A 22,677-nucleotide genomic window follows, 5' to 3' on the forward strand; every position below is an offset into this window, starting at 1 on the left:
CACCTTCTCCGATTGCTGGATTTGGTGACACCCAACGATTCCGAGCAGAACCCAGAGGATCTGCATGTCAGCTCGCTACAATTCGGACATTCGTTCAGCGTCGGAATTGAGGGGCATGCATGATCTTTCGGAACTCGTTGCCAGCCGCGGTATCTCAGATGGGACCGCGAGACGCGGAGTTCGTCTACAACGAGTCCGGCGGACATCTGAGCCACATGGTCTGCGCCTACTTCTTCGACACGACGGGCCATCCGCTCGCAGAGATGACGCACGACGACGCGGTTCGGTGGATCACCGAAAGATTCGGGTACTGGCCACTGTTCACGAGTCGACTCCAGCGAGTTCCGCTGGATCTGGACTATCCCTATTGGGTCCCGGCCGATTTCGACGTCGATGATCACGTGCACGTCCATCGTGCCCCTGTTGCCGGGTGGGCCCCGGTTCGTGAATTGCTCGGGCGCTCGCTCGGGGAGCCGATGGACCTGTCCCGGCCGCCCTGGGAGTTGCACGTCATGACCGGCGTGCACGGGATCGACGAGCTGCCGGGCAATCTGACGCTGATCATGCTCAAGACCCACCACGGGGCTGGTGACGGTCTGGCGATCCGCGATCTGACCAACCTTCTGTTCTCCGGTCCGCCGAAGCCGGAGACGAAGCGTGCCGGTTCGGGGCTTTCGTCGCTGGATTTGATCGGGCGCACGGTCGTCGGTTTGCCCGGCCAGGCGATCCGTTTCGGCCGGGGTCTGTCCGTGACAAAGGTTGCGGCCGAGACGGTTCGGGAGGCGGAAGAGGCCGGAGAGCTGCCTACGTACTCGGCCGACCGCCTACCGACCCGATTCAACGGCGTGCTGGGCGGAGACATCACGATCGATTTCCTGACGCTGGACGGCGCAGACATCAAAGCGATCCGAGCGGCCGTTCCGGACGTGACGGTCAACGACATCTTCCTGACCGTGGTCGCCGGTGCTCTCGACGCATACCTGTCGGAAAAGGGCGAGAAGTCGGCCAGTGGGTTGGCGGCGATGGTTCCCCGATCGATGCGGCAGATAGCCGAATGGGAATCGGCCAACCAACTGGCGCTGTTGACGGTCGATCTGCACACGGACGTCGAAGATCCGGTCGAGCGGCTGACACTGATCAGGGATTCGGCGCTGATGGCAAAGGGGCGGAGTTCGCACCCAGCCGTCCGTCGTTACGGCACACGCATCGAAACCTCGCCTGCGGCTCTGCTCAGACTCACCGGTCTCTCGCGTCGGCTCAACAAGCTGGACCCTTCGCACAAGGTCATTCAGAACACGACGATCAGCAATGTCCCGGTATCGGTCGACGGCAATGTTTTCGAAGGTGCGCCGGCGGTGGCAGTTCTCGGCGGGCAGGCGCCGGTCGACGGAGATATTCTGCGCCACTTCCTCATTGCCGCGCGTGGAGGTTCTCTGACGCTCAATGTCATCGTCTCGCAAGAGACGATGCCGGATATCGAGCACTACGTCGAATTGTTGCGGGTGGGGTTCACGACGCTTTTGCAGGCAGTTTCTGACCAAAATCGTGAGGTAGTCGAACGATAAAGTGCAACTTGCGTCGGAACTTGTGGTGAATCGACGATTTGTGTTCGGGAAATTTCTGTCGAATTCATCCTAATTAAGGTAATTGTCCGTAGTGGTGTCGAGTCGTTATCTCGCGGATTAATGTGACTGTCGACACGTCGAGTGTCTACCGCCGGACTGGTTCGATAATCGTCACCGACGGTAAAAAGAATCACCTACGCGAGGAGCTGAACATGGGTTCGTTGATGGATATTCTCGGTGGTCCGAATGGGGACGGTGCACCGATGCAGGCTTTGCTGACAATGCTGCTGGGATTGGACAATGTCGGTGCAAACCTCTTCGGTTCACTGGCTGACACCGCCGGTGGAATCTTCGGATCTCTCGACACCCTCAGCTTTACGCCGCCTGTCGTTCCCTGAGTTTTCTGATCGGCGTCATTTGCTCGTCCCAAGTGAACCACTGAACACCTAAAGGAGAACGTCATGCTTGAAGGATCTGTCATGGACGCTGCCGGCTCAGTCGGTGCGATCATCGGTCAGGGGTTGGGCAGCGTCAGTGGCCTGGCCGTCAAGGGTCTCGAGGCCCTCGCTGCGCTCAGCGGTGGAGAGTTGAAGGCCGCCAAGTAGATTGTTGATTTCGGGGCCTGCTCGTGTTGGCGCGTAGGCCCCGAAATACCTTTTGTCGGCGCGTAATTCTCGCCATGTCAGGTGCCGGAATCCTCAACCTAACGGCATGAGCATCCAGGCGGCGAGATATACCAAAGCCGCGGTTCCGCCCGTGCAAATAGCGGCGATAACGGCGAGTAGACGGACAAGATTGACGTCGGCGCCGAAGTAATCTGCAATTCCGCCGCACACTCCGGCGAACATTTTCTTGTCGTTGGAACGGGTGAAGGGGCGAGGTGTGTTGCTTTCGAATGTCATGCTTCAATTCTGAAGCGAGATCGCATCAGGCACCATCGGGGACGACCCCCATCTGCACCCTGATCTTTTGAGCCCGTCGTGTCATACCCCGGTAGTTCATCCCAGCTTCACCGAACGGTTGCTGCGGGAGACTACCTTGTCGGCGGTGACCGATTTAGCAGAACGCCGACCGTTCCTCAGCGCCTTCGCGGATCTCTCGACCGCCGTCGATCTGGCCGACACCGCCGCCTTCACCGTCGACGACAATGACGACGACGATCCGGTGCTGCTGACGTCGCCGGACGGTTTCGAGGTCGACACCTGGCGGGAGGGCTACCCGTACGACGCACGGATGCCTCGGGACGAGTACGAAATGTCCAAGCGTCTGCTGCAGATCGAACTCCTCAAGCTGCAGAACTGGTCGAAGGAAACCGGCGCACGGCACGCCATCGTGTTCGAAGGACGCGACGCTGCCGGCAAGGGCGGAACGATCAAACGATTCATGGAGCACCTCAATCCTCGCGGCGCACGGGTCGTCGCATTGGAGAAGCCGTCGGCCCGCGAGTCGACGCAGTGGTACTTCCAGCGCTACGTGCAGCACCTTCCGGCTGCCGGGGAACTGGTGATGTTCGATCGGTCTTGGTACAACCGGGCCGGGGTCGAGCGGGTCATGGGTTTCTGCACCGACGAGGAGCATGAGCGATTTCTGCGCCAGGTGCCGTTGTTCGAGCAGATGCTCGTCGACGACGGCATCAGCTTGATCAAGTTCTGGTTCTCGGTTTCCCCGCTGGAGCAGCGCACGCGGTTCGCGATCAGACAGGTCGATCCCGTGCGGCAGTGGAAGCTTTCGCCGATGGACATCGCTTCTCTGGACAAGTGGGATGCGTACACGGCGGCGAAGGAAGAGATGATCCGGTTCACCGATACCGACACCGCTCCGTGGACCGTCATCAAGAGCAATGACAAGAAACGCGCACGGATAAACGCGATGCGTCACGTGCTCAGTCAGTTCGATTACGACAACAAGGATTACGAGATCGTGGGTACTCCGGATCCGCTGATCGTGGGAAGCCTCGAATAGTCGGCGCGTGGGCTCTGCCCATCCGCGGCGTGGGTGGTTAGTGTGAGTTGAATGGAGACCGTACCGATCCAACTCCCCGACGGCACCGTGACCCCGATCCGTCTGTTTCCCGGACCGAACGACGACGCACCCGTGGTGGTGATGTTGCCCGGGCTCGGAGTTCCCGCCGGGTTCTACGATCCGGTGGCGCAGGCCCTGGTCGAAGCCGGCTTCAATGCGGCCATCGGTGAACTGCGTGGCCAAGGTGACAGCAAACCGCGCCCGAGCGCGTCGAGTGTTTTCGGATATCAGGAACTGGTCTCGATCGATTGTCCGGCGACGTTCGAGGTGGTGCGTGAGCGGTTTCCGGCCAGCACACCATTTCTGATGGGGCACAGCATGGGCGGCCAGATCGGGGTCATGTACGCGTCGAGGATTCGGGGCCGGCTCGGCGGACTGATCCTGGTTGCCTCCGGATCGCCGTATCACCGCGGATTCCCCGGAATCCGTGCGCCCGGACTCTATCTGGGTTCGTCCGCGATGTCGGTGACAGCCAACATCGCCGGCTTCTGGCCTGGAGACCGGGTCAACGTCGGCGGCTTCGGTCGACAGTCGAAAGTACTGATCACCGATTGGGCCCGGTTCGCCAGGACCGGTCGCATGGAACCCGTCGGTGCGGATATCGACTACGAGGAGCGGATCGCTCGCCTGACCTTGCCGGTTCTGTCGATCACGATCGAAGGGGACGATCTCGCTCCACGCCGGTCGGCAAAGAACCTGGTGGACAAGCTCTCCGGGGCCCAAGTGACGATGACGCACATCGACGAACCACTCGGTCACAACGGTTGGATACGCAATCCCACCGCTGTGAGCGAGCGCGTCGTCGCGTGGTTGCGCGACCGCTGAAAGATCAGGCGAGTTTCTGCCAGAGGAACTCGTAGGTCAGCGCAGTCTTGAAGGCCAGCTGAGCATTGTCCGCGGCGCCGCCGTGGCCACCCTCGATGTTCTCGAAATACAGCACCGGCTTGCCCAGCTCTTCCAGCCGTGCGGCCATCTTGCGGGCATGCGCGGGGTGGACGCGGTCGTCGCGGGTGGACGTCGCGATCAGGATCGGTGGGTACGACGCGGCGGCGTCGATGTTCTGATACGGCGAGTACTCCGAGATGAATGCCCACTCCTCCGGGACATCGGGGTCACCGTATTCGGCCATCCACGAAGCGCCGGCCAGCAGGAGATGGAATCGGCGCATGTCCAGCAGCGGGACCTGACAGACGATGGCGCCGAAGAGCTCGGGGTACTTGGTCAGCATGATGCCCATCAGCAGGCCGCCGTTGCTACCGCCCTGAGCTGCCAGAAGATCCGGGGTCGTGATTCCGCGATCGACGAGGTCTCTCGCGACGGCAGCGAAGTCTTCGTGCACCTTGTGGCGCCCGGCCTTGAGAACCTGTGTGTGCCAACCGGGTCCGTACTCGCCGCCACCACGAATGTTCGCAACCACATAGGTTCCGCCCTGCGTCAGCCAGGCACGGCCCAGAGAACCGCTGTACGACGGTGTCAGCGAGATCTCGAATCCGCCGTACCCGTAGAGCAGGGTAGGGCCGGGCTCGCTACGCGGACTGCGCACCACGAAGTACGGAACTTGGGTGCCGTCGGCAGAGGTGGCGAAGAACTGCTCCGTGGTGATGCCCTCGGCGTCGAAGAACGCGGGAGCCTGCTTGAGGGCAGTGGGTTCGGTTTCGCCGATCACGCCGTGCAAAAGAGTTGCAGGGGAGGTGTATCCACTCGAATTGACGAAGTACTCGTTGCTGACATCAGGGTCGGTGTCGAGAATTTCGATACTGGTCAGTTCTGGAAGCCCTTCGAAAGGTCGATCCTCCCAGCCGTTTTCGCCCGGCGTCAGGATTCGCAGCGTCGTGCGCACGTCGGTCAGGACCACCAGAATCAGATGATCGCGTGTCCAGGTGTAGTGCTCGAGCGAGGAATGTGCGTCGGGTTCGAAGATCGATGTCAGTGCTCGTGAGCCGGCAAGGAAATCGTCGTAACGGATGGCAAGCAGTGCGCCGGTCGGATATTCGGTGTCCTCGACGGCCCACACGGACTTGGTGCGGATCAACAACCACTCGTGGTGAATCGAGATCCCGGCGTCCTCGGGGACGTCCACGAGCACCAGTTCACCGTCGGGGCGAACTTCGAAATGCTGAGAGTTGTAGAAATCGACCGAGCGAGTGACGAAGTCCCGTTCGAACCCGGGCGTCGGATCGTGCGAAGCCGAGATGGCCACGTCCGTGGCCTGGCCCTCGTAGACGGTCTCGGCGCTGGAGAGGGGAGTGCCGCGCTTCCACCGCTGGGCCAGACGGGGATATCCGGAATCGGTGAGCGACCCCGGTCCGATATCCGTTCCGACGTAGACGGTATCGATGTCGATCCAGTCGATGTCGGTCTTGGCCTCGGGAAGGTAGAAGCCGGGATTCTCGCCCTCGGGAGCGAGGAACTCGCGCTTGTCGATGTCGAACTCGCGAACGACCGCCGCGTCTGCCCCACCGCGGGAGAGGCTGATCAATGCACGGTTGCGGTGTGGCCGTAGAAGTTGCGTGCCCTTCCAGACCCAGTTCTCGCCCTCGGCCTCGGCCAGGGCGTCGAGGTCGACCAGGACGTCCCATTCCGGGTCGTCGGTGACGTACTGATCGAACGTCGTGCGTCGCCACAATCCGCGAACGTGGGTGCTGTCGCGCCAGAAGTTGTAGAGGAACTCACCTCGACGGCGGACGTAGGGAATTCGCGCGTCGGTATCGAGGATCTCGCGCACGTCGCTCTGCAGTCGATCGAAGCGCTCGTTGTCGGTGAGCTGCCCCTCGGTCACGGCATTGTGCTGACGGACCCAATCGAGTGCAGACTCACCGGTCACGTCTTCGAGCCAGAGGTAGGGGTCGTCGCCGGTGGTGGGCTGCTGATCGGAAGTCATACGTCCATTCTTACTGCTCGCTCCCGACAGCACTCGACCCCGCTCCCGAAACACTGGAGCGGGGTCGAGTGAGAACGAATCGGGTCAGACGCCCAGGGAGTGAGCGAGCATCGGCCAGGAGTTGTGGAGATCGTCCTGCCAGTAGCCCCACGAGTGGGTGCCGGTCGGCTTGAAGTCGAAGGTGGCCGGGATCTTCAGATCGCTCAGGCGGTAGGCGAGGTTGTGGGTGCAGTAGTTGACCGCTGCCTCGATGACGCCGCCGACGATCGCCTGGTTGGCGAGCGCACCGACCTGACCGTTGATCGCGGGATTGGCGAGAGTGTCGTGTGGGCCGGGGAGTCCGGAGCCGGTGGAGACGTAGAGTTCGGTGCCGCGGAGCTTCTCGGCGTTGAGGACCGGATCGTTGTCCTTCCAGCCCTGACCGTCGAGCGGGCCCCACATGTTGGTGATGTCAGCTCCGCCGCGGGTACCTGTGACAAGTTCGATCGCACTCTGACCGACGGGGGTGCTGGTCTCAGCGCATCCGCTGTACGCCCCGACGCCCTTGTAGAGGCCGGGAGCCGCGATGGCGAGGTTGAGGACCGAGGTCGCGGTCATGGAGATCGCGGAGATCGACTGGACCTTGTTGGTGTTGAACTCGGCGTCGATGACGGGCGGGAGTTCCTTGGTGAGGAACGTCTGCCACTTCTGGCGACCGAGAACCGGATCGTCGTTCACCCAGTCGGTGTAATAGCTGAACGCGCCTTCGAGTGGAGTGACGACGTTGACGTTCTTGTCCTGGAAGAAGTTCATGACGTCGGTCTTGCGTTGCCAGGTCGCCGAGTCTTCGCCGCCGCCTGCACCGTTGAGCAGGTAGAGCGTCGGGCGGGGTTCGCTGCCATCTGCGGGGAGGATGACCTCGAGCGGGATGTTGCGATCCATCGCCGGGGAGAAGACCGAGATGGTGACCTTGCGGTCGCCGGTCTTGGTGTTGCTCACGACGTGCGATCCGGACGTGTCACCGCCCGCAGAAGCTGTCGCCGGACTGATCAGCATCGGCAGCACCGTGGCCACTGCGAGAGCTGCGATCACACTGCCACGCTTGAAAATTCGAGCACGCATACGTTCGGATCCTCCACCTGAATGTCTTCGGATCCGGAACGGATCGAAGTGCCTGTGAGCCCTTACTGGAACAGGTTCACTTTTTGTTATGTGTCAGTAAAGCAGAGCGGGCGCAGAAAGTGACGCGATTCGATTGCCTGACAATTGAATTGGCCCCGGAATTAACCCCCGAATTAACCCCCGAATCGGCCCAGACAAGCACTCGACCCCGCTCCCGGAAGTGCAGGGAGCGGGGTCGAGTCGGAACGATTTCGGTCAGATGCCCATCGAACGAGCGAGCATCGGCCAGGAGTTGTGGAGATCGTCCTGCCAGTAGCCCCACGAGTGGGTGCCGGTCGGCTTGAAGTCGAAGGTGGCCGGGATCTTCAGATCGCTCAGGCGGTAGGCGAGGTTGTGGGTGCAGTAGTTGACTGCTGCCTCGATGACGCCGCCGACGATCACCTGGTTGGCGAGTGTGCCGACCTGTCCGTTGATCGCCTCGTTGTTCAGGGTGTCGTGCGGGCCGGGGAGTCCGGAGCCGGTGGAGATGAAGAGCTCGGTGCCGCGGAGCTTCTCGGCGTTGACGACGGGGTCGTTGTCGATCCAGCCCTGGCCGTCGAGGGGGCCCCACATGTTGGTCACGTCAGCGTCGCCGCGCATGCCCACAACCAGTTCGATGGAGGACTGGCCGACCGGTGTGCTGGTTTCGGCGCATCCGCTGTATGCACCGACGCCCTTGTAGAGGCCCGGAGCTGCGATGGCGAGGTTGAGGACCGAGGTCGCGGTCATCGAGATCGCGGAGATCGACTGGACGCCGTTGGTGTTGAACTCGGCGTCGATGACGGGCGGGAGTTCCTGGGTCAGGAACGTCTGCCACTTCTGACGGCCGAGGGACGGGTCGTCGTTCACCCAGTCGGTGTAGTAGCTGAATGCACCTTCGAGCGGGGTGACGACGTTGACGTTCTTGTCAGCGAAGAACTCGTTGACGTCGGTCTGACGCTGCCACGTCGCCCGGTCTTCGCCGCCGCCTGCACCGTTGAGCAGGTAGAGGGTCGGGCGGGGTTCGCTGCCGTCTGCCGGGAGGATGACCTCGAGCGGAATATCGCGTTCCATGGAAGGGGAGTACACCTTGATGGTGGCGATGCGCCCGTTGTCCGTGCGGCTCGAGAGCTTGGAACCCGTTGTGTTTGCCTTGGCAACAGTTGCCGTGGTGGTCGACGGATCTCCGCCTGCGGACGACACTGCAGGGCTGATCAGCATCGGCAGCACGGATACTGCGGCTACAGCGGCGACCAGACGGCCACGCTTGAAAGTGCGAGCACGCATACGTTCAGAAACCTCCACCTAAAATTCCTTCGAATCCGCCCAGGAGTGAACGGTCCTTTGTTGCTGTTCCCGTACGGGAATTCATGCTGGGTACATGCTCTGTCGATAGGTACAGGGCGTGTGAGTCTTGTAAGTTCTACCGCATCGGTGCGTTATCCGCCAGTGAACCAGAGATTTGCTGAACGTACGACCAGTTTCAGGTGAATTTCCCTGATCATCGACGGGATTAGTGAGTGAACCGGACATATCCACTATGGGAACAACATTGTTGCCTACCTCTGCAGTCGAACGCGTCTGTCGAAGATCTTCTCCGATATCAGCGCCCAGCGGGGAGTTACGTTTCGGTGAACGTCGGTTACTCGCCGCAGACTCGCGCGGACTCGACGGCAATCGCCAAGAGTTTCGCGTGGCAGGCGCGGGTCGAGTTCCCGGAGATCACCCCTGTCTTCACCGTCGACGGCGTCGTCGAGATTCAGGAGTCCGGCGGAATCGCCCTGGCCTTCGACCTGGAGGACTCGAATCCGCTGGAGGGAGACCTGGCCAACGTCTCGTACTTCTACGACCTCGGAGTCCGCTCGATGTTGCCGACGTATAACTACATGAACGCTGCCGGCTGCGGCTGCTTGGACCTGGCGGACACGGGGTTGAGTGGATACGGCCGTGACCTGGTTGCCGAGATGAATCGCGTCGGAATGACGGTCGACGGCTCACATTGTTCTGTACAGACGGGGTTGGACATCTCAGCTATCACCCAGCGAGCAATGATCTACAGCCACTCGAACCTCCGAAGGTTGTGGGAGCATCCGCGCAACATCACCGACGATCAGGCCAGAGCGTGTGCGGAGACCGGCGGCGTCGTCGGGATCAACGGCGTGGGCATATTCCTCGGCGTCAACGGACCGGATGACGACCAGGCTCGGCTGTCCGCGATGGCCGACCACATCGAAGAGGCTGTGGGACTCGTCGGCATCGATCATGTCGGGATCGGCTCCGACTTCTCATTCGACGCCGACGACTTCCGCGAAGAGATCGAGCAGAACCCGTCGTCGTTCTCCGAGGCGTACACCGCGTGGGGGCCACTGCAGTGGACTCCTCCGGAGGAGGTGCTGACACTTGATCAGGTATTGCGTGAGCGGGGCTTCGACGAGCCGTCGATCGAGGCCGTGTACGGCGGAAATTTCGCCCGAGTTGCCCGAGAAGTGTGGGCTACCGACGGGTAATACGACCATCTGGGGACAGCGAAACGATGCAGGACTACCCTGGTGAATCGTGACCTCACACTATGACGTCGTTGTCCTCGGAGCCGGCCCCGGTGGGTACGTCGCTGCTATCCGCGCGGCACAACTGGGCCTGAGCACCGCCATCATCGAGCAGAAGTACTGGGGCGGTGTATGCCTGAATGTCGGCTGCATTCCGTCCAAGGCGCTTCTCCGTAACGCCGAACTCGCGCACATCTTCACGAAAGAAGCGAAGACGTTCGGCATGTCCGGAGACGTGTCCTTCGATTTCGGCTCCGCTTTCGATCGCAGCCGCAAGGTCGCGGACGGGCGAGTCAAGGGCATTCACTTCTTGATGAAGAAGAACAAGATCCCGGAGTACGACGGCAAGGGCACGTTCGTCGACGCCAACACCATCAGCGTGGAGCTGAGCAAGGGTGGCACCGAGACGATCACGTTCGACAACGCGATCATCGCGACGGGTTCGTACACCAAGCTGCTGCCCGGCACCTCGCTGAGCGAGAACGTCGTGACCTACGAAGAGCAGATCCTCACCCGTGACCTTCCGGGTTCGATCCTGATCGTCGGTGCCGGCGCGATCGGCATGGAGTTCGGTTACGTCCTCAAGAACTACGGCGTCGACGTCACGATCGTCGAGTTCCTCGATCGGGCACTGCCCAACGAGGACGCCGACGTCTCGAAGGAAATCGCCAAGCAGTACAAGAAGCTCGGCGTCACCATCAAGACCGGTGCCGCTGTGCAGTCCATCAGCGACGACGGCAGCAAGGTCACCGTCTCGATCAAGGACAACAAGTCCGGCGAGATCGAGACCGTGGTCGTCGACAAGGTTCTGCAGTCCGTCGGCTTCGCACCGCGTGTGGAGGGCTTCGGTCTCGAGAACACCGGTGTCGCGTTGACCGATCGCGGCGCCATCGCGATCGACGACTACATGCGCACCAACGTCCCGCACATCTTCGCCATCGGTGACGTCACCGCCAAGCTGCAGCTCGCGCACGTCGCAGAAGCTCAGGCTGTCGTCGCTGCCGAGACCATCGGCGGCGCGGAGACGCAGACACTCGGTGACTACCGGATGATGCCGCGTGCGACGTTCTGCCAGCCGCAGGTCGCCTCGTTCGGTTTGACCGAGGAGCAGGCCAAGGCCGAGGGCTACGACGTCAAGGTCGCGAACTTCCCGTTCGCTGCCAACGGCAAGGCACACGGTCTCGGTGACCCGACCGGTTTCGTCAAGCTGATCGCCGACAAGAAGTACGGCGAACTGCTCGGCGGGCACCTCATCGGACCGGACGTTTCGGAACTGCTGCCCGAGCTGACCTTGGCCCAGAAGTGGGACCTCACGGTCAACGAGTTGGCACGCAACGTCCACACCCACCCCACGCTCAGTGAGGCACTGCAGGAAGCGATCCACGGCCTCGCCGGCCACATGATCAACTTCTGACGGCAGGGCCTTCGGCCCCGTGCGCCTTTTCGGTAGTTCGCACTACCGGAAAGGCACACGGGGTTTTTCGTCTTTTGTGTCGAGTTGTGTTGCGAAACCGCCATCTGAGGCCTTCGAGTCGGGGTGTAGGCGCGCAACGCATTAGCGTCCCGAGTCGACCATTCGGCTTTCGAAGGACCACTCATGAAAACTCGTTCCGTACTGCTCGCGGCTTGCGTCGCGCTGACGCTCTCCGCCTGTGGAACCTCAGGTGACTCCGGATCGGACGCCGAAGCTTCGGGTGCCGCCGAGGCGGGGGCGTTCCCCGTGACCGTCGACCACGCCTATGGTTCGACGACGATCGACGCGGAGCCTATGCGCATCGTGACCATCGGATGGAGTGGCCAGGATGCGGTGATCGCACTGAACAAGGTTCCGGTCGCCATGGAGAGCTTCTCCGGCGCCGGCATCGAGAACAACATCCTGCCCTGGGACGCTTCGCGTCTGAACGGTGCCAAGCCTGTTCTCATGACGACCAATCCCGATATCCCGTTCGAGCAGATCCTCGGGCTCGATCCCGACGTGATCCTCGCCGTCTACTCCGGCATCGACGAGGGCGAGTACAAGCGTCTCAGTGACATCGCGCCGACCGTCGCGTTCCCCGACCAGCCGTGGGATACGGCGTGGGACAAGCAGATGAGCATGATCGGTGCAGCGCTCGGACAGCCGGAGCAGGCCCAGACGCTGATCGACGAGACCGGGGCGTACTTCGAGAAGCAGGCCGCTGATCACCCACAGTTCCAGGGCAAAACCGCAACGTATGCAATGCGCACCGACGAGGGCCTGATCGTCTTCTGCGGCACCGACCCGCGGATCCGTCTTCTCGGCCAGCTCGGGGTGAAGACCTCGCCCGGTGTCGACGCAGTGTGCACTTCCGGCGACAGTTCGGTGTCCGTGGGCATGGAATCCATCGACACACTCGACGCCGACGTCTTCATTCTCGTCGACGCCGACGGCACCAACCTGGACAAGCTGATGTCCTTCGGTCCGTTCGCGAACATGACCTCGGTGTCGAACGGCCGTCTGGTTCGTCTGGTCGGAATGGACTACGCGATGGCTACGTCCGCTCCGACGGTGCTGAGCGTTCCCTACGCATTCGACGAGTTCATCGCTCAGCTTTTGGACAAGTTGAGCTGATTCCGAGCGTCGTACGACGCTTGTGACGCAACGATTTTCGGAACCTGCGACTCGAGTAGTTCGATCAGGGCCGTGATCTTTGCGGCGACGTCGGCGCCGAGTTCGGTCAGGCTGTATTCCACTTTGGGCGGGATGGTTTCGAGTACCTCACGGTGCACGAGGCCATCCCGCTCGAGTGTTTGCAGGGTCTGCGAGAGCATGCGCTCGCTGACTCCGTCGACGCGTCGGCGAAGGGCACTGAACCGGTACGGGCCCTCGTTCAATGCCGCCAGCGCGAGTGCTCCCCAGCGTCCGGTTGCATTCTGCAATGCCGCCCGAGAGTTGCACCCGCGAGCGAAGACGTCAGCCTCGAGCGTTGGGTCCACGACGTCGGCATTCGGATCAGGGGTCTGGGCAGCACGTGAAGGTGAGTCGGTGCTGGTCATGAACCCAGGCTACTACTGCACGATCCCATAGCGCTAACTCGACGTGTTGCACTTACGAAAAATAAGTGCATGATGGTTGCAGAACGCATTTACGCTTCAACCTGGATCGGGAGTTCGCATGAGCATTGCAGTCACCGGCGCAACCGGAAACCTCGGACAACTGGTAGTCGAGTCGTTGATCGAGCGGGGAACCGCCGCGTCCGACATCGTCGCAGTGGTCCGCAATCCACAGAAGGCGGAAAGCCTCGCCGCCCGCGGAGTAGTTGTACGCCAAGCGGACTACGCCGATGCCTCGGCGTTGGAAACCGCACTGGCGGGCGTCGACAAGCTGGTTCTGATCTCGGGAAGTGAAGTGGGGTCACGGCTCGCGCAACACACCAACATCATCGACGCGGCGAAGGCTGCCGGCGTCGGATTCATCGCCTACACGAGCATCTTGAATGCTCAGGACACGCCGATGAAGCTTGCTGCCGAGCACAAGGCGACCGAGGACGTGCTCACTCGGAGCGGTATTCCGTTCGCGCTGTTGCGCAACGGTTGGTACTGGGAGAACTTCACCAACGACCTGGCCGGTGTGATCGAACGCGGCGCACTGGTCGGTGCGGGAGCGGAAGGCAAGATCGCGGCTGCGGCGCGTGCGGATTACGCCGACGCCGCAGCAGTAGTCGCGACCACCGATGGCCACGAAGGCGCAGTGTACGAGTTGGGCGGTGACGAGAGGCTCACCTACGCCGAATTGGCCGCAAAGATCAGCGAATTCGCGGGCAAGCCCGTCGCGTACCAGTTCGTGGACGAGCAGGCATACGAAGGCATTCTCGAGAGCGTCGGACTGCCTGCACCGGTTGCGCAGATCCTCGCCGATTCCGATGCTGCAATTGCCAAGGGGGCGTTGGACACCGAGTCGGGTGACCTGCAGAAGTTGATCGGCCGCAGCAGCACTCCGGTGGCTGAGGTGTTGAGGAAGGCCTGACCTGCTGTGCGCCTTTATTAACCGCGGGCGGTTAATAAAGGCGCACAGGGGTTACCCCATGTGGACTGCACCCTCGGCGGGCAGATCACCCTTCTTGGCGCGGACCAGAACCAGCACTACCGGTGCGATGATCGCCAACAGGACTGCCGCCCAACCGAATGCGGCCGAGTATCCGGATACCTCGGCGCCGAAGAAGTAGTCCGTCATCGAGGCGACGAAGTCCTGCACCGGCTGGGGGAGTAGCGCCAATTGGTCACCAGTCGGGATGGTCGCGTTCGACATGTCGACAGGAATGCCTTCCGGCGGGATCGGCGCCGCGTTGTCGGCGGTGAAGGCCGACTTGGCCGAAGCGTAGATCGTGGTGAACAGTGCGGTTCCGAGTGCGCCGCCGATCTGCAGGGTGGCGTTGACCAGGGCACTGGCAGCGCCGGCGTCGTGGTCGGGGACACCGATCAGTGCGAGGTTCTGCATCGGCACCATCAGCAGACCCAGTCCGAAGCCGAAGATCGCGAGGCCGGGGAACACGTGCGTCCAGTAGGAGCTGTGTACCTCGATCTGGGTCAGCATGAGCAGTCCTACTGCTGCCACCAGCGGGCCGGCGACCATGAGCGGCTTGGGGCCGATCTTGGTGGACAACTGCGCTGCGATGGTCGACGCCAAGACGATGAAGAACGCCATCGGCAGCGATCCGACGCCGGCCATGACCGGGCTGAATCCGAGCACGATCTGCAGGTAGAACGTCAGGTACAACGTGCCGCCGAGCAGGGCGGCGCCCACCAGCATGGAGCCGATCAGAGCAGCGCCGCGATCACGATGCCACGGAACGCTCAGCGGTAGAAGCGGATTCTTGCTGCGGCTCTCGACGACCACGAAGATGGCGAGGAAGACCAGGCCCAGTGCGATGAACAGCAAAGTGTCCGCCTGACCCCAGCCGTGCTCGGCGCGTGTGAATCCGTAGACCAGTGAGCCGAGCCCCAGGGCGATGAGGACAGCGCCGGGAAGGTCGTAGCTCGTGTCGCCGTGCGCTTTGGTTTCCTTGACGATCGGGACGGCTGCAGCGATGGCTATCAGCGCGATCGGGATGTTGACGAGCAGGCACCAACGCCAGTCGACGTACTGCGTCAGCACTCCACCGAGGAGCAGGCCGATGGCAGCGCCACCGCCGGAGATCGCGCCGTAGACGGCAAAAGCCTTGGCGCGCTCCTTCTCTCCGATGAAGGTGGTGGTGAGCATCGACAGCGCAGCGGGCGCGAGCAGTGCTGCGAAGACGCCCTGGCCGGCGCGAGCGATGAACAGTTCGATACCGCTCTGCGCGATGCCGCCGATGCCGGAGGCAACCGCGAAGCCCGCCATGCCGACGATGAAGGATCGCTTTCGGCCCCAGTAGTCCGCGATACGTCCGCCGAGGAGCAGCAGCGCACCGAACGCCAAGGCGTACGACGTGACCACCCACGCGCGGTCAAGGTCGCTTATGCCCAGTTCCTCCTGGGCTGCCGGTAGGGCGATGGAGACGATGGTGCCGTCGAGCACCACCATGAGTTGAGCGAACGCGACGATGCAGAGCACCAGCCAGCGACGTTGATGATTCGGATTCTCGGAGACAGCCGGGATCGGTGGCAGAGTGCCGCCGTCGACGTGGGACGTGGTGGTCATTGGAAAAAGGTATTCCAGCCTTCTCGGGTGAGTCAAACGAAATAGTTCGTTCGGTTACCATCATCACTATGGCTCCCACTGACGTGACCGCGACGAAACAGCGAATCCTCGACGCTGCGCAAGAAGAATTCGGCACCTACGGGCTTGCCGGTGCGCGCATCGATCGGATTGCGAAGAACGGAAACGCCAGTAAGGAGCGCCTCTACGCCTATTTCGGTGACAAGGTCGCGTTGTTCCACGCGGTGCTCGACGTCGACTTCGAGCAGGCGATGGAATCCGTCGAGTTCACCGGTGAAGACATGCCCGCGCATGCCGTCGAACTGTTCGACGCAATGCTCGGCAAACCACAGATTCAACGGATGATGATCTGGGGTCAATTGCAGGGTGAGGCACCACGGATGAAGAAGCTGGCCGAGGAACATTCCAGCTGGGTTCCGCGAATGGCCACGATCCGCAAGGCTCAAGAAGACGGCCTCATCTCGAAGCACTGGGACCCCCAGGACCTGATCACGATGCTGTTCGGCCTCGTGTTCGGCTGGGTGGTGGCCCCCGGTGTGGCCGACAACCAGAACGTCGACGCCGACGAGATCGCGCGCCGCCGTGAAGTGGTGCGCGAGGCCGTCACTCGAATCTGCAAGCCGTGACTGTCAGCGAGAGAGGTACGCGGCCCAACCGCCGTAGTCGGTGATGTCAGCTGCGCCGTTTACGGCGTCATGAGTGCAGCTGAAACCGACTGTCGTTCTGCCGTCGGATAACTCGACGCTCGTGAGCGCCATCGGTGCAGGCAAGGCGGCGAGGAACGTTCCCAGCCCGGCCGGTGAGATTCGGAAGATCTCGCCGACGACCGGTGCGCCGAGTCCAGGGCCACGGCGTACCAGGCCGGGCTTCGGTGGCGTCGTGTCGAGAGCGAAGAGCCGGTAGGCATCCGAGGTCGTGACGGTTTCGACGTACCGCGCGCCGAGGTCGACCAACTGTGTGTTGAGGGGTTGCCCGCGCAGGTGAGCGCCGAATACTGCGAGGTCGATTCCGGTATCGACGAGGGTGGGTGAAGGCGCACCGCCGAGTCGCGCAGCGAGGTCGATGGCGATCTGGTCGTCGAAAGCGGGTACGACGAACATGACGCCGAACGGGTGATCTTCGGCAGTGCGGTGTCCGGGCGCCGCGACGGCCGCCATGTCGAGCAGGTTGCAGAAGTTGGTGAAAGTTCCCATCCGGCGGTTGATTCCGAACGGATCCTCGGTCACGGCGGCAATCGTCGGGTGTTCGGTGGTGGTGGGAAGCAGTAGGGCGTCGAACCCGGCGAGGAGTTCCCGGGCGGCAGCCTTGGCGCGGGTGAGAGCATCGAGATCGTCGACTAGCTGGTATCCGGTGGGGTGCTTCGCACCGAGCACGATGTCGGACACCGCGGGATCTGCTCCGGCAGGACGAGTTTCGAGGAACTCGCCGGCAGCGGCGTACCGCTGCGCCACCACGGCGCCGTCGTAGAGCAATCGGGCCGCGCCGAGCAGTCCGGATATGTCGACGGTCTCGGTCTCGGCGCCGCCGGCTACCAGAGCTGTCACAGTGTCCTGAAATGCTGCTGTATACGACGGGCTCAGTTGAGCGAGATCCTCGATTCGGGGGACGCCGACGCGGGGATTCGGCGCCGCCGCGAGACGAACGTCGGAAGGCCAGACGCGGCTGCGGGGATCCCGAGGTTCGTGGCCGATCATGATTGCCGCTGCCGCGGTTGCCGATTCGAGGTCGTCGGCAAATACCGTCAGAGCGTCGTAGTCGACGCAGGCGGGCACTACTCCGTGGGCGGGGATGACGCCGAGCGAGAGCTTGAGTCCGTAGATCCCGTGGAACGCTGCCGGCACCCGGCCCGAACCGGCAGTGTCGGTGCCGATTCCGATGTCTGCAATTCCCAGCGCGACAGCGACGGCGGATCCGGAGCTACTACCGCCCGAGATCAACTCTTCGTCCCAGGCGCAGCGAACGGCTCCGTACGGACTGCGCGTTCCGACCAGTCCGGTGGCGAACTGGTCCAGATTGGTCTTCCCCAGAACAACAGCCCCGTGCTCGATCAACCGCGCAACGGCACTGGCGGTTTCGTCCGGCGAATACGCGAATTCGGGGCACGCCGCTGTGGTCGGCAGACCGGCGACGTCGACGTTGTCCTTGACGGCGACCAGACGCCCAGCCAGAGGAAGATGCTCGCCCGCGGCGATTCTGGCTTCGACCGAAGCGGCATCGGCAAGCACATCTTCCTTGCGGCGCAACGTGATCCAGACTTCGGGGCGATCTACTTCCTCGATCCGCTGGAATGCCTGCTCGACCCGGGCTGTCGGGGTGAAAACTTCTGCTGCGATGGTCATGGTGTGTACTGCTCCGATCAGTCCGTGATGTTGGCGAGTGAGAGCGCGGTGATCGCGCGGGTCACCCGGTCGAGGACGACGTCGAGAGACTCGCCGATGTGCTGGTGCAAAAGCGTGCGGGCCTCGGGCAGATTGCCGGCACGTAGTTCTTCGAGGATTCGAATGTGCTCCGCGATCGAGGTGTCGATGCGGCCGTTGACCATGAAGTCGTACATCCGAACGTGCCGGATACGGGAATTCACCGACAGCAGCGACGCGACCAGTTCATTGTTTCCCGACGCCCTCAGTACGGCGACGTGGAATTCCTCGTCCAGTTCGACGAACCCCGGTTCCTGAGCGGGCGGATCGAGAGCCAGGGCACGCCACCGCACCAATTCGTCGTCGAGGATTGTTCGGTCGTGCCGGATCGTCGGATCTGCGATCGCCCGGGTAATTCCTTGTAGTTCCAGCGTGATTCGGAGTTCATACAGATCTCGGATCCGCGGGATACTCGGGCGCACGGCGGAGAACCCGTACTCTTCCCGGCGCAGGAGTCCATCGGCGCACAGCATCGTCAACGCTTCCCGTACTGGTGTGCGAGAAATGCCGAAACGCGTGGAGAGTTTCGGTTCCGTCAGGCGCTGATCGAACCCGATAGTCCCGTTGACCAGTTCGGTGCGTAGTTCCCGGTAGACCACCTCACGCAGTGGCTCCGGCGCCGTATTCATCCCTGTCGACATACCTGTATACGCTATTGATCAGGTGTTTCGTCCAGATGTCTTCGGGTTAGAGCTGAGTTACGGCCGCCGCGGAACTTCAGGAGAAGTCGCGCTGAACCCGCAAGGTTCCGATCGTGGTGGCCAGGCCGTCGTACTGAGTGACCAACAAGGTGAATTCGATCAACCGACGATCGTCGAGATGCTGCGAGAGCGTTCCCCACGTGTCGTCGGTGACGTCCTTGGTGGTGACCAACTCGTCGACCGCAGTCAAGATCGCACGGTGACGCGGACTCAACTCGGAAGCGCCAGGGCCCTCGATGATTCGGGCCAGTTCTTCTGCGTCGATTCCGGCTTTGCGGCCGAGCCTGATGTGGTGATCCATCTCGTAACCGCAGTCCCGCAGGTGCGCGACCCGCAGGATGATCAGTTCGGTGTCGTGGCGAGAGATCTTGCCGCCGGGCATGAGTGAGCCGGAGTAGTGCAGCCAACCGCGGAAGAGTCCGCCCGTGCGCCCCAAGGTGCTGAACAGATGCGCATCGGGTGCTCCGGCAGCCTTCGACAGGACACGCCAGATTCCCCAGTTGATCGGACCGAGGTCCTTGAATCGGCCGGGCGGGATGCGGGGGTTCATGCGACTCCACGGATGTGAGAGGGACGGAGGTCGATAGCTCGTTGCGCGATGTGGCGAACCGCGGCGCTGCGGCGGGGCGCGTGTACGCGTGACTTCCGGCCGACGATACCGCGCTCGAACGCGTCGACGGCGTCAGCGACGGTCGTGGTGCCGGCGCTGGCGAGGGTTCCGCGAGCGCCGTCGAAAGAGAGTGCGGTGGTATCGGTGTCGATGTCGCCGATGTACGCGACGCCCACCTTGGTGCCGAGGTGTTTCATTTCCAAGCGCAACGCGTCACCCAACGCTTCGACGCCGGCGCGCGAAGCACCGAACGGTCCGCGAAACGGATGCTTGGCGGCGCCGTGGGCCGAGGCGACCACCAGGGCGTAACCGTTTTCGTGACTGATGTGCGGACCTGCTGCGCGCAGGGTGTAGTACGTGCCCATGAGGTTGACTTCGACGGCGCGGCGCATGTCCGCAGGGTCGCCGCCGAGGATCGACGAGTTCGCCTCGACCCCGGCATTGGCGACGACGACGTCGATGCCTCCCAGCTTCTCAGCGATGTAGTCGACGCCGCGAGATACCTGCTCGAGGTCGGCGACGTCGCACAACTGCCACGGCGCGCGGCCGCAGGAAGTGGCGACTTGTTCGAGAAGTTCAGGCTCGAGGCCGAGCAGTCCCACGGACGCACCACGGTCGTACAGGCGTCTGGCCAGCGAAGAACCGATATTGCGGGCAGCGCCGGTGATCAGGATGCGCCGACCCGTCAGGTCGTCCGCACTACTCTTGGCCGATTCGGCCTTGCCCGCCTCGCTCTTGCCCATTGCTGTGTCCCTACGCAGTGACCTTCTGGTCCTCCGACGCTAACACCGCCGGGTAGCTGCGACTGCAAGTACCGCCAACTCCGTCCGAATGGACGCTCAGACCGATGCGACCTCGAGACGCGGATGTGACGCGGAAGCCTGGGTCGACCGCAATCGACGGAATCGGACCACGGCAACGACGGCGGCAACAGCGGCGAGGATCACCAACGGCAGCGACGGACCCATCGTGGGTTCGATGACAACCAGTAGCACCGGCAGTCCGAATCCGAGATAGGTGCCGACGTAGAAGATCCCGGTCAGGGCGCCCCGCGAGGCCGGGGGAGCCAGCGACTCGAGGTCGAGCAGTCCCTCACGCAGACACAGTCCGTAGGCCGTACCGAGGACGAGCGCGCAGACGATGAACAACCCGAGCGCGGGGTGCGCGCCGCCGACTGCGACCAGGCAGTATCCGAGTGCCGCCAGTGCGGCGCCTGTCGTGCCGGCCTGAGGACCCCAATTGCGATGGCGCGCAGCGGTTTGAACCAGGATTCCAGCACCCAGAGTCAGCGCCGCCGCGAAACCCGGAAGGAGAGGACCTGAGTAGCGGTCCCCGAGCCTGGCCGTCATGGTCACGAAAGAGACTGTTGCGCTGGCGAACACCCACGGCGCCAACGGAAGTGCCCAGAGCAGCGCATTTGCGACGGAGCGCTCCGCGCCGTCTGGCGCATTTGCGACGGAGCGCTCCGCGCCGTCTGGCGCATTTGCGACGGAGCGCTCCGCGCCGTCTGGGACGGGTGTGATGGTCGCGGCTTCTACGGAAACAGGTGTACGACTCCACACAGCTGCCGCGGTAACCGAACCCACCGACAAGAAGGCCGAGACGACAAAGGGCGTAGCGAGTGGGAAGGCGGCAAATTGTGCCAACAGACCCGAAAACAGTGGTCCCAGTGCAAAACCCGAGGTGAGTACTACGCCCGCCATCACGGTTCCGGACTTGCCGCGAAGGTCAGCCGCCCACGCGGTGCCGGCGCCGATTGCCAGACCGGCACCGATACCGACAACGAGGCGCCCGACCATGAGCCCGGGCGCGTCGTGCCAGAGAAGAAGAATCAAGGTTCCGAGCGAGGCTATGAGCGCTCCGGGCAGGACGACTACAGCTCGGCCGACGCGATCCGACAGTGCTCCACCGGTCAACAGGCCGGGTAGGAGTCCGAGCGCGTAGATACCGAAAACACCGTCGAGCACGGTATGCGAAAGGCCCTCGTCCACCCGGAGAACCGGGATGAGCGAAGCAAAGTGGTTGGCGGCCCAACCCGTCGAAAGTAGAACTGCCAGTACCGAGATGAACCCGCGACGGGATGGATCGCCCATACCGGCAGCTTAGGCGGGTACCAGATCGCTCACGTCGGCGAGGAGTTCGAACGTGCGCAACCAAGCCTCGCGGTTGGTGCCGGTCGACACCGTGATCAGCTCGTCGGCCTGTGCATGCTCGGTGAACTCGTCGAGGTAGGCGCGGACCTCCGTGGGCGTGCCGATGGCGCTGTACTTGGTCATCTGCAGAACCTGCTGACCCGCGGGGGAGTCGAGCAGCATGTCCGCTTCGTCGTCCGTGAACTTGCGTCCGCGTCCGAGAAGAAGGCTGACGCGCGAACGCTTGGCCGCGAGGAAGTCCTGCTGAGCCTGCTCATGGGTGTCGGCGGCGATGACGTTGACGCCCGCGATGACGTACGGCTCCGCCAACTGCTCCGACGGCTTGAACTCGCGTCGATAGATCGCGACGGCGTCGCGCAGGGCGTTGGGGGCGAAGTGCGAGGCAAATGCATACGGCAGGCCGAGCATCGCGGCGAGCTTGGCTCCGAACAGTGACGATCCGAGAATGTAGAGCGGAACGTGAGTGCCCTTACCGGGAACGGCATTGATTCCGGGGACGCGCGAAGTGTCGCCGAGGTAGCCCTGAAGCTCGAGTACGTCCTGCGGGAAGCTGTCCGAAGAACTCGGGTCGCGTCGCAAAGCCTGCATGGTCTTCTGATCACTACCGGGCGCGCGACCGAGACCGAGATCGATGCGACCCGGGTGCAGAGTCTCGAGGGTGCCGAACTGCTCGGCGATCGTCAGCGGCGCGTGGTTGGGCAGCATGATTCCACCGGCGCCGAGGCGGATTTTGCTGGTGTGCGCGGCGACGTGGCTGATCAGAACGCTGGTGGCCGAAGACGCGATGGAACCCATGTTGTGGTGCTCGGCATACCAGATTCGCTTGTAACCCCACTCCTCGGCGCGCTGCGCCAAGGTCACGCTGGCGTCGAAGCTGTCTTTGGCGGTTTCGTTGTCGCCGATGTGGGCGAGATCGAGGATGGAAAGTGGGACGGCCATGAATGTGGTGCCTTTCTCAGCGAATAGAACGCAAGCGTCGTTGTGAGGTGCAACCGCTGTGAGTCCAT

22 protein-coding genes are annotated in these 22,677 nt (G+C 62.6%); 10 read left to right on the plus strand and 12 right to left on the minus strand.

From position 1 onward, the window contains the following. The first annotated feature begins 119 nt into the window (after nucleotides 1-119). The 3 genes from M0639_RS07590 to M0639_RS07600 all read left to right on the plus strand — a co-directional run bounded on the left by M0639_RS07590 (nucleotide 120) and on the right by M0639_RS07600 (nucleotide 2,170). On the plus strand, nucleotides 120-1,565 hold the full coding sequence (locus tag M0639_RS07590; RefSeq protein ID WP_054781531.1) for a wax ester/triacylglycerol synthase domain-containing protein: 1,446 nt from the start codon (nucleotides 120-122) through the stop codon (nucleotides 1,563-1,565). A 212-nt stretch (nucleotides 1,566-1,777) separates the two neighbouring features. Beyond that, nucleotides 1,778-1,963, plus strand: coding sequence for a hypothetical protein (locus tag M0639_RS07595; RefSeq protein ID WP_223304379.1), 186 nt, complete (start codon nucleotides 1,778-1,780; stop codon nucleotides 1,961-1,963). A gap of 63 nt (nucleotides 1,964-2,026) precedes the next feature. Then, the gene (locus M0639_RS07600; protein ID WP_003941503.1) at nucleotides 2,027-2,170 is read left to right on the plus strand and encodes a hypothetical protein; all 144 of its coding nucleotides are present in this window, start codon (nucleotides 2,027-2,029) and stop codon (nucleotides 2,168-2,170) included. A gap of 93 nt (nucleotides 2,171-2,263) precedes the next feature. On the opposite strand, the gene M0639_RS07605 is transcribed toward M0639_RS07600, so the two are convergent. Next, nucleotides 2,264-2,467, minus strand: coding sequence for a PspC domain-containing protein (locus tag M0639_RS07605; protein ID WP_003941534.1), 204 nt, complete (start codon nucleotides 2,465-2,467; stop codon nucleotides 2,264-2,266). Between the two features lie 145 nt (nucleotides 2,468-2,612). On the opposite strand from M0639_RS07605, the gene ppk2 reads away from it, so the two are divergent. Both ppk2 and M0639_RS07615 read left to right on the plus strand, forming a co-directional pair. Continuing rightward, a complete protein-coding gene (gene ppk2, locus M0639_RS07610; protein WP_024487730.1) occupies nucleotides 2,613-3,527 on the plus strand; it encodes a polyphosphate kinase 2 in 915 nt (304 codons plus the stop codon). Nucleotides 3,528-3,578: 51 nt separating this feature from the next. Then, complete coding sequence (locus M0639_RS07615) at nucleotides 3,579-4,412, plus strand: alpha/beta hydrolase family protein (RefSeq protein WP_020906717.1); 834 nt, start codon at nucleotides 3,579-3,581, stop codon at nucleotides 4,410-4,412. A gap of 4 nt (nucleotides 4,413-4,416) precedes the next feature. Here M0639_RS07615 and M0639_RS07620 read toward each other — a convergent pair whose 3' ends face one another. The 3 genes from M0639_RS07620 to M0639_RS07630 all read right to left on the minus strand — a co-directional run bounded on the left by M0639_RS07620 (nucleotide 4,417) and on the right by M0639_RS07630 (nucleotide 8,874). After that, nucleotides 4,417-6,468, minus strand: coding sequence for a prolyl oligopeptidase family serine peptidase (locus tag M0639_RS07620; protein ID WP_064074223.1), 2,052 nt, complete (start codon nucleotides 6,466-6,468; stop codon nucleotides 4,417-4,419). Between the two features lie 84 nt (nucleotides 6,469-6,552). Continuing rightward, complete coding sequence (locus tag M0639_RS07625; RefSeq protein WP_003941485.1) at nucleotides 6,553-7,569, minus strand: alpha/beta hydrolase; 1,017 nt, start codon at nucleotides 7,567-7,569, stop codon at nucleotides 6,553-6,555. Nucleotides 7,570-7,824: 255 nt separating this feature from the next. Continuing rightward, nucleotides 7,825-8,874: an alpha/beta hydrolase gene (locus tag M0639_RS07630; RefSeq protein ID WP_064074222.1), complete on the minus strand. Its 1,050-nt coding sequence runs from the start codon at nucleotides 8,872-8,874 to the stop codon at nucleotides 7,825-7,827. Nucleotides 8,875-9,107: 233 nt separating this feature from the next. Between M0639_RS07630 and M0639_RS07635 the strand changes: the two genes are divergently transcribed. From M0639_RS07635 to M0639_RS07645, 3 genes are all read left to right on the plus strand, one after another. Continuing rightward, complete coding sequence (locus tag M0639_RS07635) at nucleotides 9,108-10,094, plus strand: dipeptidase (protein ID WP_058038501.1); 987 nt, start codon at nucleotides 9,108-9,110, stop codon at nucleotides 10,092-10,094. Nucleotides 10,095-10,143: 49 nt separating this feature from the next. Further along, nucleotides 10,144-11,547: a dihydrolipoyl dehydrogenase gene (lpdA, locus tag M0639_RS07640; protein WP_003941477.1), complete on the plus strand. Its 1,404-nt coding sequence runs from the start codon at nucleotides 10,144-10,146 to the stop codon at nucleotides 11,545-11,547. A 183-nt stretch (nucleotides 11,548-11,730) separates the two neighbouring features. Beyond that, nucleotides 11,731-12,723: an iron-siderophore ABC transporter substrate-binding protein gene (locus tag M0639_RS07645; RefSeq protein WP_064074221.1), complete on the plus strand. Its 993-nt coding sequence runs from the start codon at nucleotides 11,731-11,733 to the stop codon at nucleotides 12,721-12,723. On the opposite strand, the gene M0639_RS07650 is transcribed toward M0639_RS07645, so the two are convergent. Next, nucleotides 12,699-13,148, minus strand: a complete 450-nt coding sequence (locus tag M0639_RS07650) for a winged helix-turn-helix transcriptional regulator (RefSeq protein ID WP_082893161.1) — start codon at nucleotides 13,146-13,148, stop codon at nucleotides 12,699-12,701. The genes M0639_RS07645 and M0639_RS07650 overlap by 25 nt on opposite strands. Nucleotides 13,149-13,266: 118 nt before the next feature. Here M0639_RS07650 and M0639_RS07655 point away from each other — a divergent pair, with 118 nt between their 5' ends. Beyond that, entirely contained in the window at nucleotides 13,267-14,118 is an 852-nt protein-coding gene (locus M0639_RS07655) for an SDR family oxidoreductase (protein WP_064074220.1), read from the plus strand. A 51-nt stretch (nucleotides 14,119-14,169) separates the two neighbouring features. Here the strand turns inward: M0639_RS07655 and M0639_RS07660 are convergent, their stop codons facing one another. Further along, nucleotides 14,170-15,771 (minus strand): MFS transporter, encoded by a 1,602-nt coding sequence (locus M0639_RS07660; RefSeq protein WP_064074219.1) that lies wholly within the window; start codon nucleotides 15,769-15,771, stop codon nucleotides 14,170-14,172. A gap of 68 nt (nucleotides 15,772-15,839) precedes the next feature. Here M0639_RS07660 and M0639_RS07665 point away from each other — a divergent pair, with 68 nt between their 5' ends. Continuing rightward, complete coding sequence (locus M0639_RS07665; protein WP_003941498.1) at nucleotides 15,840-16,415, plus strand: TetR family transcriptional regulator; 576 nt, start codon at nucleotides 15,840-15,842, stop codon at nucleotides 16,413-16,415. 3 nt (nucleotides 16,416-16,418) lie between these two features. Here the strand turns inward: M0639_RS07665 and atzF are convergent, their stop codons facing one another. The 6 genes from atzF to M0639_RS07695 form a co-directional block, all read right to left on the minus strand. After that, nucleotides 16,419-18,128, minus strand: a complete 1,710-nt coding sequence (gene atzF / locus M0639_RS07670) for an allophanate hydrolase (protein WP_064074218.1) — start codon at nucleotides 18,126-18,128, stop codon at nucleotides 16,419-16,421. Nucleotides 18,129-18,145: 17 nt separating this feature from the next. Further along, the gene (locus tag M0639_RS07675; protein ID WP_019744458.1) at nucleotides 18,146-18,847 is read right to left on the minus strand and encodes a GntR family transcriptional regulator; all 702 of its coding nucleotides are present in this window, start codon (nucleotides 18,845-18,847) and stop codon (nucleotides 18,146-18,148) included. Nucleotides 18,848-18,923: 76 nt separating this feature from the next. Next, nucleotides 18,924-19,457: a carboxymuconolactone decarboxylase family protein gene (locus M0639_RS07680; protein WP_003941526.1), complete on the minus strand. Its 534-nt coding sequence runs from the start codon at nucleotides 19,455-19,457 to the stop codon at nucleotides 18,924-18,926. Next, nucleotides 19,454-20,260, minus strand: coding sequence for an SDR family NAD(P)-dependent oxidoreductase (locus tag M0639_RS07685; RefSeq protein WP_042923321.1), 807 nt, complete (start codon nucleotides 20,258-20,260; stop codon nucleotides 19,454-19,456). The genes M0639_RS07680 and M0639_RS07685 overlap by 4 nt, the downstream gene beginning before the upstream one ends. 96 nt (nucleotides 20,261-20,356) lie before the next feature. Further along, the gene (locus M0639_RS07690) at nucleotides 20,357-21,610 is read right to left on the minus strand and encodes an MFS transporter (protein ID WP_208722024.1); all 1,254 of its coding nucleotides are present in this window, start codon (nucleotides 21,608-21,610) and stop codon (nucleotides 20,357-20,359) included. Between the two features lie 9 nt (nucleotides 21,611-21,619). After that, nucleotides 21,620-22,609 carry an LLM class flavin-dependent oxidoreductase gene (locus M0639_RS07695; RefSeq protein WP_039973481.1) on the minus strand — a complete coding sequence of 330 codons (990 nt, stop codon included), beginning with the start codon at nucleotides 22,607-22,609 and terminating at the stop codon, nucleotides 21,620-21,622. Between the last annotated feature and the right edge of the window lie 68 nt (nucleotides 22,610-22,677).

The organism is Rhodococcus qingshengii JCM 15477, from assembly GCF_023221595.1.
Lineage (GTDB): Bacteria > Actinomycetota > Actinomycetes > Mycobacteriales > Mycobacteriaceae > Rhodococcus_F > Rhodococcus_F qingshengii.